Source organism: Mesorhizobium sp. MC2-1-1 (genome assembly GCF_057597255.1).
In genome coordinates this window covers 5,014,667-5,028,509 of record NZ_CP195205.1, presented here as the reverse complement: position 1 = coordinate 5,028,509, position 13,843 = coordinate 5,014,667, and the positions used below count along the sequence as shown (strand labels likewise).

Here is a 13,843-nt window from a genome sequence, read left to right as displayed (position 1 = left end):
TGATATAGCCATTGTCCGGCGGGAGGTCTATCCGGTCTTGTAACCTTGGTGCCAACCTCTCGTCAGGTCGAGAATGACCAGAACAGGCAGGCGAGCGTGACCGCGCCGAAGACAACGAATAACAGGCTTCTGAGCAGGACGTTGCGGCGAAGCTCGTTCATGGTCAGGTGTGCCGCCACGATCGCGGCGACGAAGAGGAAACGCCAGTTGAAAAGCGCCCAAAGCACCTCGTGCTGACCAAAAGCCCACCTTGCGAGAAGCGAGCCGACGATGGTCGCGAAGAGCACGATCGTCGTCCAGAAGACCGCATCGGCGGCATGGGTGAGCACGATGCCGGCGGCCCGGATGGGCAGGATCATCATCAGCATCGCGCCGAAGAAATAGACGGCCGCAATCGCCAGGAAGGAGCCGGCGTCGGCGATGCCGTCGAGGCGTTTCACGCCATAGGCGCCATAGGGGTAGCCGTGCCTCGCCACGGCCAATGACAGCGCCATCAGCAAGGCGCTCAAGACGGTTACCAGTGCGAATGTGCCTAGAGCCTTGCTCATGCGATTTCCTGTCGAGACGAATCAACAGGAGTCTAGCAGAGCTGGAGCTCGCCATTCACCGCACGATATTCTCGAGGACGGGGTCGCCTTCGGCGCCCCGACGTCTCGGCACGCCATCGGCCGCGACCCCGCGTCGTGCGTGCGGACAGTAATCGTGGGTCTTCAAGGCCTCTGCGAAGCCGAGACAAGCTCGGCCTTGCGCCGGGCCGTTTCCAGGCCGAGCGCAATGAAGCGGCGTGCGTGGCGCGCAAGTTCCTTATTGTCGGTCCACAGATTGCGCCAGATGGCGGTCTTCTTCGACAGGTTCTCGTCCACAATCTCCGAGGAGAAAGATTCGAAGCTGAGGTCGTCGTCATAACCGATGGCGGTCAGCGCATCGAAGATGGCCGCGAAGTCTATGCTGCCGGTGCCGAGGAAGCCGCGATGGCTCTCGCCGATATGGACATAGCCGATCTTCTTGGCGGCATGGCGGATGGCCAGAGCGACATCGGCCTCCTCGATATTCATATGGAAGGTGTCGAGGTGCAGGAAGATGTTGTCGGATCCCGTGTCCTCGATGAAGGCCAGTCCCTGCGCGGCCGTGTTGAGCAGATTGCTCTCGAAGCGGTTTACGATTTCGAGGTTGAGCGTGACGCCGGCGGCCTTGGCGGTCTCGGCGACCCTGGCCAGGGTCGCCGCGCTGCGGTTCCACTGGTCGCGCGAGGGAGGCTCGGTCTGCACCCCGTGGCTGCTCGAGAGGATGCCGCCGACCTTGCGGCCGCCGAGGTCGCGGGTGAGTGCCACTGTCCTGTTCAGGATTTCGACCCCATTTGCGGCGACCGCCTTGTCGGGGCTGGAGATATCGCCGTCTTCCGGCAGGCCGATACTGATCGCAACGCCAAGATCGTGATCCGCGATGCTCTTGGCCAGCCTGCTTATATCGACATCGGCGGGATCGAGATAGGAGAACTCGATCAGGTCGAAACCGGCTTCCCTGGTGTTGGCCAACGTGCGTTCGAGATCCGCCTGCGCCGAGCTCGCAGACCAGACGAAAGAGTGAATTCCAATGCGCGACATGATCGTCTCCGTCCGATGAAAGAAGCGCGACCGGAACGATCCGGCCGCGCCAGCCTTGGGAGCAGGCTTTTTAGCGGGCCGCCGTCCAGCCCTTGTAGTCCTTCAGGTTCTCGGCGGTGATCAGTTTCGGATCGAGCAGCACGGTCGCCTCGGCCGGCTTCTTGCCGGCGAGCACATCTGCCGCCATCGTCAGCGACTGGCCCGCCATGACATAGGAATCCTGCGAGGCCGAAGCCTTGATCAGCGAGGTGCCGGAGGCGAACTCCTTCTCGATGTCGGGGGCGCCGTCGACCGCGGTGATGATGAATTCCGAACGGTTGAGCTGCTTGGCGGCGAGCTGCGCGCCGATCGCCGTCGGATCGTTGATGGCGAACACCGCGTCGATCTTTTCGAAGCGGGTGAGCAGCGACTGGAACACTTTGAGGCCGCCGTCGCGCGAGCCCTCGGCGTTCTGGTCGTCGGACAGTATCTTGATGTCCGAATGCTGCGAGAGAACGTTCTTACAGCCCTTGACGCGTTCCAGGATTGAAGACGAAGCCGGGCCGTTGAGGATGACGTAGTTGCCCTTGCCGCCGGTGTGGTCGACCAGATACTGGCAAGCTTCCTCGCCGGCCTTGACGTTGTTGGTCATCACGGTGACATCGGCGCCCGGCGCCGAGACGTCGAAGGCGGCGACGACGATGCCAGCCGCCTGCGCCTTCTTGACCGCGGGCGCGATCGCCTTGGCATCGACGGCGTTGAGCATGATGACATCCACGCCGGCGGCGATGAAGGAGTCGATCTGCGAGACCTGCTTGTTGAGGTCGTAGTCGGCAGAGACTGACGTCACCTCGACCTTGGGATTGATTTTCTTGGCCGCATCCTCGATGCCCTTGATGGTGGCGACGAAGAAGGGGTTGCCGAGCAGGCCGACCGAGATACCGACCTTGTTGAGGTCCTTGGCCGATGCCGGCCCGATGGCGAGGGCCGCGAGGGCTGCGCCGCAGAGAAGTTTGGCGATGGTCTTCATTTACTTGCTTCCTCCGATTGCCCCGCGCCTCTCACGGTGCGTTACACACAATCCGGCCCTCCGGGGCCGGCGACCGAGGTCAATCACGTTCTTGCTCCGGCCTGCAGCCGGTAACGGTCGAGGGCAACCGCCACGATGATGACCAATCCCTTGATGATGTACTGCCAGATGTCAGAGACACCGGCCAAAATGAGCCCATTGGAGAGCACCGCGATGATAAGGCCGCCGATCAGTGTGCCCCAGATGGAGCCGACGCCGCCGACGAAGCTGGTGCCGCCGAGAATGACGGCGGCGATGGCATCGAGTTCGTAGGACTGGCCAAGCTGCAGGCCGTTGGCGGCGTAAAGCCTGGCCGCCGACATGACGCCGCCGAGGCCGGCGAGCAGGCCGGACACGCCATAGACGAAGAGCAACACCAGCGGCACCTTGATGCCCGTCAGGCGCGCCGCCTCGGAATTGCCGCCCACGGCATAGATCCAGGTGCCGAGCACCGTGCGCTTGAGCACCAGCCAGGACAGCACCACCACCGTCAGCGCGATGATGACCAGCCAGGGAATACCTAACAGCGAGCCGTTGCCGATAAAATCGAACGGCAGGTCGGAATTGAAGACCGTGGTGTCTGCGCCAAGCAAACGGGCGACGCCGCGCACGGCGGTCAGCGAGCCGAGCGTGACGATGAACGGCGGCAGCTTGACATATGCGACAAGCAGCCCGTTGATGACGCCGAAGCCGAGGCCGAGCAAAATGGCCGCGGGAATGCCGAGCATGCCCCAGTCCGGCACCAGCGACACCAGCACCGCGACCATCGCCGAGGCGGCAAGGATCGAGCCGACGGATAGGTCGATGCCCCCGGTGAGGATGACGAAGGTCATCCCCGCGGCCAGTACGATGTTGATCGACGACTGCTGACTGACGATGAGCAGGTTGGTGCCGGTAAGAAAGCGCGGATTGATGAACTGGAAACCAACGGCAAGCAGGACCAGGACCGGCAGCATGCCAAGCGCGGCGAAGGCGGTGCGCAGCCGGCGGCTCCTGACCGCTGACTGATCCGCCGCTTTCGTCGTTGTTACACTGTCGGTCATCTGGTCGGTCCTTTCTGGGCCGCTCCCGTCGCAAGTTCCATGATCTCTTCCTGACGCAGCGGACTGCCTTGCGCCGCCGAAACCTCGCCGGCGATGGCACCGTCTCGCATCACCAGCACGCGATCGGCCACCCCGATCACTTCAGGCAGCTCGCTGGAGATCATCAGGATGGCGATGCCCCTGCCGGCGAGACTGTCGATCAGTCGGTAGATTTCGGACTTGGCGCCAACGTCGACGCCACGCGTCGGCTCATCGAGGATGACGACCTTAGGCTCGGTCTCGAGCAAGCGGGCAAGCAGCACCTTCTGCTGATTGCCGCCCGACAGCGAGCCGGCATTGGCCTGCGCCGAGCGCGTCCGGATCGAGAGATCCGCGATTGCCTTGGCGGCGCGCCGCTCGGCACTGGCGAAGTCGCGAAAACCGCCGGCGCGTGCATCCTTGGCTAGCACGCCCATATTGATGTTGTCCGAGATCGACATGTCGAGGAACAGGCCGAGCTCCTTGCGGTCCTCGGTGAGGTAGGCGATGCCGGCCTCCAGCGCCTCGCGCGGCGAAGCAATGGCAAGGGGCTTGCCGTCGAGCTTCAGCTCGCCCGCGGTGCGGCGGTCGGCGCCAAAGATAAGCCTGGCCAGCTCGGTGCGGCCGGAACCGACCAGCCCTGCCAACGCCAGCACCTCGCCGTGGTAAAGATCGAACGAGCAATCTTTCAGCAGCCGGCCGTCCGACATGCCGCGCACCGACAGCGCTACACGGCGCTGGCTGTCGGGGGGCCGATGATCCTTCTTGTAGAATGCCGACAGATCGCGGCCGACCATCATCGAGACCAGGCGCGAGGCGTTGAGATCGGCGCGTTCCAGCGTGCCGACATAGCCGCTGTCGCGCAGCACGCTGACGCGGTCGGCGAGCTGGTAGACTTCTTCCATGCGATGGCTGATGTAGATGATGGCGATGCCCTGCGCCTTCAGCGTCGCGATCACCTCGAACAGTCTTTCGGTCTCGCGGGAGGTCAGCGAGGTGGTGGGCTCGTCCATGACGATTATGCGGGCGCTGGTCGATAGCGCGCGGGCGATCTCGACCAGCTGGCGCTCGCCAAGCGACAGGCTGGAAACCAGGGCGCGGGCCGAAAAGGAGACGCCGAGCCGCTCGATGATTTCCTTGGCGCGGCGGTTGCACTGCTCGCGGTCGACGATGCCGAACCCGCGCGGCTCGTTGCCAAGGAAGATGTTCTGCGCCACGGTCAGGTTCGGCGCCAGCGAAAGCTCCTGGTAGATGACGGCGATGCCCTGGGCACGGGCCTTGATCGGGTCGCCGGTTGCAACCGGCGCGCCGTCGATCAGGATCTCGCCGCCGGCATCCGGCCGATAGGCGCCGGACAGCACTTTCATGAGCGTCGACTTGCCGGCGCCGTTCTCTCCCATCAGCGCATGCAGTTCGCCGGCATTGACGGTGAGCGATACGTCCTGCAAGGCGCGGACGGGACCAAAGGTCTTGGAGATGTGGCGCATCTCCAGCACCGGCCTTTGCGGCGCCTCCACGCGAGCGGCGGCGCTCATTGCGCACCTCCTGCCGCCGCGCCGGCGAAACCATCTTGGGCAACGAAGTCGCGCCAGGCGTCACGATAGCGGCCCAGACCTTTGAAGTCCGCGGCGCGTACCGGATTCCGGAGTCTCGGCGGCGAACTCGCGGCCGACACTTTCGAAGGCAAGCGCGGCGGCGCCCGTGGCGCTGCCTTCCAGCGTGGCCCCCTGCAGGAAGGATTGTCCCGGCCGCAGAGCGGCCAAGAGGGAGGCGAGCAGCCCGCCGGCGTTCAGCCCACCATCGACGATGACGGTGTTGCTTGAGCGGATCAGATCGAGCGACAGATCGCTCATCAATGCCACATAAAGCAACGCCACCGCCGCGCGTTGTTCGGCATCGGAAACGGGCCCGAGGATTTCGCCGGTCCGCCCCGGCAGCGGTCCGCCCGGGGCAAAGTTCGGCAGGGCCATGATGCCGGCGTCGATCGCTCGCTGTATCGCGGCTGGGGCGATCGCGCCTTGCCAATTGCCGCTGATCACGGCGAATTCGCGCCCGCCCATGAAGCGGATCGTGGGCACCGGGCCGCCATCGACGTCGACATTGGCCAGCATGTCACGCTCGCGGTCGAGCGCTTCGAGCGGACAGTCCGGGTTGAGCACGATCACCCAAGTGCCCGTCGACACCACGGTGAGCGGCCCGAGGTTCTGCCGGCGATAGGCATGGAGCGCGGCGTTGCTGTCATGGACGCCATTATGGATGGCGACCGGCCTGCCGGCCCCACCGAAGCGCCGCTCACCGATGACCGCTCCGGCGCGCGCGAAGGCTGGCATGCGGCCACGCCAGCCTTCGGCATCGACCAGCGAGGAGAAGTCGCGCTTGCGCGGCGCCCAGAGATGCGAATGGCAGCCGAGATAGGACACTTCCGAAACGGCGCGACCACCGAAGCGCCAGCTCCAGTATTGCGGATAGCCGAGGATAGCCTGCGCCGATGAGAAGGCGCCGGGCTCCACCTCCTGCAGCCACAGCATATGGCGGCCATAGTTGAAGCCGAGCGGCAGGCGCGGCGAGAAGGTCTCGGCGAAATCGGGGATGCGGCGATCGATCCGCGCGGCGACATCGGCCGGCGGCTCCTGCTCATAGTCGAGGATCGGATGCGTCAGCGCCGTGTCGCCGACCAGCGCGAAGGTGCAGCCGTGGCCCGACACCATCAGGCCTTCGACGCCGTGCACATCGGCGGCCTCGTTGACGGCGTACAGCGCCCAGTCATGCAGCGCCGTTTCGTCAAGCACGCTGAGACCGCCCTTGCGTATCCAGTCGGGTTTCGTGCGCCGCTCGTCGACGATGCGCCCGTCCTGGCCGAAGACGAACAGCTTCGAGTTGGTCTTGCCGAAATCGAGCACCGCCACCTTCACTGGACGGCTCCCGAAGACGAGGCGATACGCACGGCGACACCGGCATCTTCCAGCATGCGCGCATCGGCGTCGGACAGGCCGTCATCGGTCACCAGCGTGCCGATGCGCGACAGCGGCAGCGCAACGTTGCGCGCGTGGATCGACAGCTTGCGGCTGTCGGCCAGCACTACGATCTGGTCCGCGCAGAGGCTGAGATCGATGATCGAGCGCACCAGCAGCGGATGCGATTCCAGCACGCCTTCATGGCCGAGCCCCTGCGCGCCCAGAAAGAACTTCGAGGCGTAGAAAGGCACGGACTGGGTGAGCGAATGGATGATGCCGGGCTCGCGGTGCAGATCGCCGCCGGCGATGGTCAGGCTGCAATGGCCATGATCGCTGAGGTAGGCAGCGAGCGGCATGGAATTCGTAAAAAGGCGGATGTTGCGGTCGGCGAGCTTGACGCCGAGGTGGAAGCAGGTCGATCCGCCATGGATGATGACCGCATCGCCGTCCCGCACCATGGTGGCGGCCACGGCGGCGATCTGCCGCTTGGCATCGACCGCCAGATCGCGATTTTCGTCGTAGGGCCTCGCATAGGCGATACCGGCATGCGAGGCGCCGTCGAGCGCGGAAATGCCGCCATAGACTTTCCTTGCTTCGCCGGCCTCGTCGATCTTGTCGATGTCGCGCCTGACCGTCGCCGCCGAGACGCCGAGCCGCTGCTGCAGTTCGCGCACCGAGGCGAACGGGCGGTCCCGCAACAGTTCGACGATCTGACGCTGGCGGCCGGAGTCGCTCAACTTTTCCTCCCGATAATGCCATTTTGCACGGCAATTGGTGCAACTTACTCAACATCGGCCAGATTGCAAGTCGGTTTTGATGATAGTAGATCACTGTTGACGTAGATCGCTCGCATCTGCGATATCAGCGCCAATCGCTCTTCCGCGGTGGGAGATCATGCGAGATCGGCCAAGCCGTTGGAGGAAGATCGCCATGGCGACCAAAGTTGATACGCAGGAACTGTCTGCCTTGCGGACGCTTTCGGCCGCCACCGGGGCCGATCCGCATATGACCCAGGCAGCCGGTGGCAACACATCGCTGAAGGACGGCGAAACGCTGTGGATCAAGGCCTCCGGCACGTGGCTGAAGGACGCGCTGGTCGACGACATCATGGTGCCGGTGGCTATGGTGCCGCTCCTCCAGGCGGTCGAACGGCGCGATCCGGGCGCCGACAAGCCGCAGGCCTTTGCCATCGATGCGCTCAATCCGCGCGGCTTACGCCCATCGATCGAGACCACCGTGCATGCGCTGATGCCGCAACGCGTGGTGCTGCATGTCCACTGCGTCGACACGATCTCCCTTGCCGTCCAGGCCAATTGCGAGACCGAGGCCGGGCGGCGCCTCCAGGGCATCGCGTGGGCTTATGTCCCCTACCGCCGGCCGGGCCTGCCGCTTGCCCAGGGCATTGCCGAGCGCCTCCGGCCGGGGGTGGACGTGCTGATCCTGGGCAATCACGGACTGGTCGTCGCGGCGGAGACCGTGGCGGAGGCGGAGCGTCTGTTGCATCGGGTGAGATCGCTGCTGGCGCGCCCGGCGCGGCAGACGGCAAACCCGGATGTCGCGGCGCTCGAGGCACTTAGCAGCGGCAGCGGCTATCGATTGCCGGCGGATATCGAAGCACATGCGGTAGCGCTTGACCCGGACAGTCGCCGTATCGCAGAGGGCGGCAGCCTCTACCCGGATCATGTCATTTTCCTCGGCCGAGGCTCCGTGGTGGCAAGGCCCGGCGAACAGGTTGCCGACGTCGCCAACCGGTTGGGCACGAACCCGGTCGCGATCCTCTTTCCTGGCGTCGGCGTGCTGATGCGGGGTGATGCCGGTTCCGGCGCCGACGCGATGCAGCGATGCCTCGCCGATGTGACCGCGCGGATCGACATCGCGGCGCGCCTGAACTATCTCACCGCCGTCGAGAATGACGAGCTGATCAACTGGGATGCCGAGCAGTATCGCCAGAAACTGAACGCCGCAGGTTAGGTGCATGACGCCACTGGCAGTAGGCATCGACATCGGCACTTCCGGGTCACGCGCCGTTGCGATGCGTGCTGACTTTTCCATCATCGCGAGCACTGCCGCTCCGCTCGAGCGCTTCGGCATGAACAGCCGCGACCCTGCCGTGTGGTGGGCGGCGGTCGAAGCCACGCTGGATGAGCTGCTCTCGCAGATCGACCGCGACGCGGTGCGGGCGATCGCCGTGGATGGAACCTCGGGGACTGTGCTGCCCGTGGATGGCGCCGGGCGGCCGCTGGCCGAGCCGCTGATGTACAACGACAAAGTTGCAGAAGAGCCGATCCTCGCCGCGATCGCCGACATGGCCCCAGACGCTAGCGCCGCGCATGGGGCGACGTCTGGCCTTGCGAAGGCGCTGTGGTTCCAGCGCCTGCCAGGCATCCATGCCGTGCTACACCAGGCCGACTGGATCGCCGGCCAACTTTCCGGCCGTTTCGACGTCAGCGACGAGAACAACAGCCTGAAGACCGGCTACGATGCCGAGGCGCGCCGCTGGCCGGAGTGGATCGCGGCGACAGGCATGTGCATGGAGATTCTGCCGTCCGTCGTTCGGCCGGGCAATGTTATCGGCGGGCTCACAGCGGCCGCCGCCGACCAGTTCGGGCTTGGACGCAACGTCGCGGTGATTGCCGGTACCACGGATGGCTGCGCCTCCTTCCTGGCGACGGGTGCGGCAACCACAGGCGAGGGCGTCACCGCGCTCGGATCGTCGCTCACCATCAAGATCCTGTCCGACGGGCCGATCTTTGCGCCGCGCTACGGCATCTACAGCCACCGGCTCGGCGATATGTGGCTGGCGGGCGGCGCGTCGAATACCGGCGGCAAGGTCCTTGCCCAGCACTTTTCGTTGGCGCGCATAATCGAGCTCAGCGCGGCGATCGATCCCGCAACAGAGACCGGCCTCGGCTATTATCCGCTCGGCTCACCCGGGGAGCGCTTTCCTATTGCCGATCCGGCATTGCAGCCGCGGCTCATGCCCCGGCCAGATTCCGATGCCGACTATCTGAAGGCGATGTTGGAAGGCATCGCTGCGATCGAGGCACTCGGCTACCGGCGGCTTGCCGAGCTTGGCGCGCCCCGGTTGACATCCGTCAGGAGCGTCGGCGGCGGCGCCGCCAATCCCGCCTGGACCGCGATCCGGCAGCGTAAGCTTGGCGTCGCCTTCTTAGCCGCGCTTTCAGACCAGGCAGCGGCGGGCACGGCGCGGCTGGCGCTGATGGGCGCGAAGGAGGCGGGGCTGCTGTGAGGACGAAGGACCCAGAGCATCTCGACGGCGTCGCGGCGCTCGCCAAGCATTACAGCGTGTTCCTGCTCGATCAGTTCGGCGTGCTGCATGACGGGCAGCGACCCTATCCGGGCGCGGTCGAAGCGCTGTCGGCGCTGAAGCGGGCCGGCACGACGGTGGCGCTGATCTCGAACTCCGGCAAGCGGGCGGAACCAAACGAACGGCGCCTGCTGAAGCTCGGCTTCGAGGCAGGAAGCTGGGACCATTTCGTCTCCTCCGGCGAGGTGGCCTGGCGTAGCTTCCACAACATGGCGGGCTCGGGCGCGCTGCGGGCGGGAACGAGATGCCTGCTGATCAGCCGTGATGGCGACCATTCGGCGATCGAGGGCCTGTCCCTCGTTCCAACCGGGCGCGGCGATGACGCCGAACTGGTGCTGATCACCGCCAGCGAGGGCGACCGCTACGACCTTGATCACTACCGTAGGCTTCTCGGCCCGGCGGCGGAACGGCAAGTGCCGTGCTTCTGCACCAACCCGGATCGGGTCATGCTGACCGCGGTCGGACCACGCTTCGGGGCCGGCGAGATTGCCGATCTTTATGAACAACTCGGCGGCAGCGTCACGCGTATCGGCAAGCCCTATCCGGCGATCTACGAAGCGGCGCTGGAGCTTGCAGGAAATCCGGCGCTCGACGACGTGATCTCTGTCGGCGACAGCGTCGAGCACGATATCGCTGGCGGAAAGGCCGCCGGCGTGGCGACAGCACTGGTTCTGTCCGGGATATTGGCCGACAGCGGCGACCTTGCCGGACTTTTCGACAAGCTCGATGCGCGTCCGGACTACACCCTGGACGCCTTTCGCTGGCGTTGATCCGCTGATTCAGTCGATCCGGCTTCCGCTCGCCGGGTCGAACAGATGCAGCGCCGCAGGATCAGCGGCAAGGCGGATCGTGTCGCCCGGCTTTACGTCGCTGCGACCCATGACGAAGACGCAGATCTGCTGGTTGGCCAGCCGGACATAGAACTGCGTCGACAGGCCGAGCGGCTCGACCACCTCGACCTCGGCCTTCAGCGCGCCATCGTCGACCAGCTTGATGTGCTCGGGCCGCAGGCCAATGGTCAGAGGGTCGCCGTCCTCAAGTGGTAGGCCATCCGGTAATCGCAGCTTCTGGCCGTCGGCAAGCACGGCATCGACCTTACCAGCCTTGGCAACATTAGCCGGCAAAAAATTCATGCCGGGTGAGCCGATGAAACCGGCGACGAAGATGTTGGCCGGACGGTCGTAAAGTTCCAGCGGACGGCCGACCTGCTGCACATAACCGTCATGCATGACGACGATGCGGTCTGCCATGGTCATGGCCTCGACCTGGTCGTGGGTGACATAGACCGACGTCGTCTTGAGTTGCTGGTGAAGCGCCTTGATCTCGGCCCGCATATGCACGCGCAATTTGGCGTCGAGATTGCTGAGCGGCTCATCGAACAGGAAGACTTTCGGATCGCGCACGATGGCGCGGCCCATGGCCACGCGCTGACGCTGGCCGCCGGAAAGCTGGCGCGGCAGCCGGCCGAGGAAGCTGTCGAGGCCGAGCCGCTTGGCGGCAGCACCCACGCGGCCGTCGATAGTCGTCTTCTCGGCCTTCTTCAGCATCAGGCTGAAGCCCATGTTGGAGGAGACATCCATATGCGGATAGAGCGCGTAGGACTGGAACACCATGGCGATGTCGCGATCCTTGGGCGCGACGTCGTTGACGAGGCGCTCGCCGATATGGATCTCGCCGCCGGTGACCTCCTCGAGGCCGGCGATCATGCGCAGCAGCGTGGACTTGCCGCAGCCGGACGGGCCGACGAGGACGACGAACTCGCCATCGGCGATCTCGAGATCGACGCCGTGCAGGATGCGCAGCGCGCCATAGTCCTTCTCGACGTTTTGCAGCGTGACGGAAGCCATCTTTTATCCTTTGACCGCGCCGGCGGTGAGGCCGGTGACGAGATAGCGTTGCAGGAAGGCGAAGAAGACGCAGACCGGGATCAGCGCCAGGATGGAGGCCGCCATCATCTGTCCCCAGTCGACGGCGAATTTGCCGATGAAGGTGAGCAGGCCGACGGCAAAGGTCTTCTGCTCGTCGCTGGAGATCAGCATCAGCGCGAACAGAAGCTCGCTCCAGGCGGCGGTGAAGACGAAGCCGAGCGTCGCGCCCATGCCGGGCATGGTCAGCGGCACGATCACCTTGCGCATCGCCTGGGCGCGGGTGCAGCCGTCGATCATCGCCGCCTCCTCCAGATCCTTCGGTATGCCGTCGAAGAATGACTGCATGAGGAAGGTGGCGAAGGCGGTGTTGAAGGCGGTGTAGATGATGATCAGGCCGATCAGGCTGTTAGTCAGGCCGAGATCGCCCATGATGCGGTAGATCGGCGGGATGACCATGACCAACGGGAAGGTCTGGGTGAGCAGCAACAGGATCGCCAGCGTCGCCTTGCCGCGGAAGGTGAAGCGCGACATGGCGTAGCCGGCGAGCGTGGCGATGATCGTCACCAGGGCCGCCGTAGACACCGAGACGATGACGCTGTTGAGGAAATAGCGCGGAAAGTCGGACGCTTCGAGTACGATGGTAAAGTTCTTGAGCGTCGTCTGCGAGGGCCAGAAGGTGATGCCTTCGGAATAGAGCAGGCGCTCCGGTGTCACCGAGATCTTCAGCGTCCAGAAGATCGGGAACAGCGCGAAGATCACATAAGCGGCTATTGCCGCGTAGAGGCCGACGCCGCCGAAAATGCGCGAGGAAGTGGAGCGACCGGCGATCATCAGACGTGCCTCACAAGCATGCGGCGGATGGCGATCAGCCCGATGGCGTAGGCAATGAGCAGAACCAGAAGCAACACCGCCACCGCCGAGGCGTAGCCCTTGTCCAGCGACTTGAAGGCGCTGACATAGATGTAGACCGGCACCGTGCTGGTCGAGCCGGCCGGCCCGCCCTCGGTCATGACGAAGATCAGGTCGGCGAAGGTGGCGATCCAGATGGTGCGCAGCATGACGGTGATGACGATGGTCGGCGCCAGGAAGGGCAGCGTCACCTTGGTGAAACGCTGCCAGGGCGAGGCGCCATCTATTGCCGCCGCCTCATGCAATTCGGAGGGGATCGACTTCAGCGCCGCAAGCAGCGTGATGGCGAAGAAGGGGATGCCGAACCAGATGTTGGCGATGATCGGTCCCCACATGGCGGTGGCGGGGTCGGAGAGCACATTGGTCGGCTCCGCCTTCAAACCGAGCGCGAAAAGCCAGTGCGGCAGCGGCCCGATGATCGGATTGAACAGCCAGGCCCAGGTGAGGCCCGAAAGGAAGGACGGCACCGCCCAGGGCAGGAAGACCACCGCCTGAACGACCTTGCGACCGTAGAAGGGCTTGTCGAGCAGCAGCGCCAGACCCAGGCCCAGAAAGAACTGGAAGAACAGGCTGGCGGCAGTCCACCACAGTGTGTTGATCAGCGCCTGGCCGAGCACCTGATCAGAAAGCATCGCCTGGTACTGAGCAAGGCCGACATATTGCGACTTGAAGGCCGAGAACTTGCGAAAGGAGTAGCTGATGCCGATGATCAGCGGCACCAGCAGCACCAGTACCAGCAGGACGATGGCTGGCGAAAGATAGAGCCACGGCTCGATCACGGCCTTTGTCAGCCGCTTCTTGCGCGGCCGGGCGGCGGATCGGATTTCGGACACTGCGTAGGTCATAGATCTGGCTCTACGGTGATAGGTGGATGCTGGCCCAGGCGACAGCTTCCTTCTCCCCGCTCACGGGGGAGAAGATGCCGGTTCACCATGCGTAGCGGCGACACAGCTGCCGCGAAGGACGGCAGGCCGATGAGGGGCGGCGCGAACTCACGAAAATATGGCGCGGCCCCTCATCCGTCCACTTCGTGACACCTTCTCCCCGTGAAACGGGGAGAAGGAAAAGCCT

Annotated in this window: 12 protein-coding genes and 1 pseudogene; 3 read left to right on the top strand and 10 right to left on the bottom strand. The window is 64.6% G+C overall.

Going from position 1 to position 13,843, the window contains the following annotated elements; all coding sequences use genetic code 11:
- Nucleotides 1–62: 62 nt before the first annotated feature.
- The 7 genes and pseudogenes from ACR64R_RS24865 to ACR64R_RS24835 form a co-directional block, all read right to left on the bottom strand.
- Nucleotides 63–548 (bottom strand): hypothetical protein, encoded by a 486-nt coding sequence (locus ACR64R_RS24865; protein WP_487358887.1) that lies wholly within the window; start codon nucleotides 546–548, stop codon nucleotides 63–65.
- A 162-nt stretch (nucleotides 549–710) separates the two neighbouring features.
- Complete coding sequence (locus ACR64R_RS24860) at nucleotides 711–1,604, bottom strand: sugar phosphate isomerase/epimerase family protein (RefSeq protein ID WP_487358886.1); 894 nt, start codon at nucleotides 1,602–1,604, stop codon at nucleotides 711–713.
- Nucleotides 1,605–1,674: 70 nt separating this feature from the next.
- On the bottom strand, nucleotides 1,675–2,613 hold the full coding sequence (locus tag ACR64R_RS24855; protein WP_487358885.1) for an ABC transporter substrate-binding protein: 939 nt from the start codon (nucleotides 2,611–2,613) through the stop codon (nucleotides 1,675–1,677).
- An 83-nt stretch (nucleotides 2,614–2,696) separates the two neighbouring features.
- Nucleotides 2,697–3,695 carry an ABC transporter permease subunit gene (locus ACR64R_RS24850; protein WP_487358884.1) on the bottom strand — a complete coding sequence of 333 codons (999 nt, stop codon included), beginning with the start codon at nucleotides 3,693–3,695 and terminating at the stop codon, nucleotides 2,697–2,699.
- Complete coding sequence (locus tag ACR64R_RS24845) at nucleotides 3,692–5,248, bottom strand: sugar ABC transporter ATP-binding protein (protein WP_487358883.1); 1,557 nt, start codon at nucleotides 5,246–5,248, stop codon at nucleotides 3,692–3,694. The genes ACR64R_RS24850 and ACR64R_RS24845 overlap by 4 nt, the downstream gene beginning before the upstream one ends.
- Nucleotides 5,245–6,625: pseudogene (locus ACR64R_RS24840) on the bottom strand (FGGY-family carbohydrate kinase). Before ACR64R_RS24840 ends, ACR64R_RS24845 begins: the two are co-directional and overlap by 4 nt.
- On the bottom strand, nucleotides 6,622–7,404 hold the full coding sequence (locus ACR64R_RS24835; protein WP_487358882.1) for a DeoR/GlpR family DNA-binding transcription regulator: 783 nt from the start codon (nucleotides 7,402–7,404) through the stop codon (nucleotides 6,622–6,624). The pseudogene ACR64R_RS24840 and the gene ACR64R_RS24835 overlap by 4 nt, the downstream one beginning before the upstream one ends.
- 193 nt (nucleotides 7,405–7,597) lie before the next feature.
- Between ACR64R_RS24835 and ACR64R_RS24830 the strand changes: the two genes are divergently transcribed.
- From ACR64R_RS24830 to ACR64R_RS24820, 3 genes are read left to right on the top strand one after another with little or no spacing between them, the layout of a single operon-like run.
- Entirely contained in the window at nucleotides 7,598–8,638 is a 1,041-nt protein-coding gene (locus tag ACR64R_RS24830) for a class II aldolase/adducin family protein (protein ID WP_487358881.1), read from the top strand.
- Nucleotides 8,639–8,642: 4 nt separating this feature from the next.
- Entirely contained in the window at nucleotides 8,643–9,917 is a 1,275-nt protein-coding gene (locus ACR64R_RS24825) for an FGGY-family carbohydrate kinase (RefSeq protein WP_487358880.1), read from the top strand.
- Nucleotides 9,914–10,765: a TIGR01459 family HAD-type hydrolase gene (locus ACR64R_RS24820; protein WP_487358879.1), complete on the top strand. Its 852-nt coding sequence runs from the start codon at nucleotides 9,914–9,916 to the stop codon at nucleotides 10,763–10,765. The genes ACR64R_RS24825 and ACR64R_RS24820 overlap by 4 nt, the downstream gene beginning before the upstream one ends.
- Nucleotides 10,766–10,774: 9 nt before the next feature.
- Here ACR64R_RS24820 and ACR64R_RS24815 read toward each other — a convergent pair whose 3' ends face one another.
- The 3 genes from ACR64R_RS24815 to ACR64R_RS24805 are packed head-to-tail and all read right to left on the bottom strand — an operon-like array spanning nucleotide 10,775 to nucleotide 13,617.
- Nucleotides 10,775–11,842 carry an ABC transporter ATP-binding protein gene (locus ACR64R_RS24815; protein ID WP_487358878.1) on the bottom strand — a complete coding sequence of 356 codons (1,068 nt, stop codon included), beginning with the start codon at nucleotides 11,840–11,842 and terminating at the stop codon, nucleotides 10,775–10,777.
- Between the two features lie 3 nt (nucleotides 11,843–11,845).
- Nucleotides 11,846–12,694, bottom strand: a complete 849-nt coding sequence (locus ACR64R_RS24810; RefSeq protein ID WP_487358877.1) for a carbohydrate ABC transporter permease — start codon at nucleotides 12,692–12,694, stop codon at nucleotides 11,846–11,848.
- The gene (locus ACR64R_RS24805) at nucleotides 12,694–13,617 is read right to left on the bottom strand and encodes a carbohydrate ABC transporter permease (protein WP_487358876.1); all 924 of its coding nucleotides are present in this window, start codon (nucleotides 13,615–13,617) and stop codon (nucleotides 12,694–12,696) included. The genes ACR64R_RS24810 and ACR64R_RS24805 overlap by 1 nt, the downstream gene beginning before the upstream one ends.
- Nucleotides 13,618–13,843: the final 226 nt, after the last annotated feature.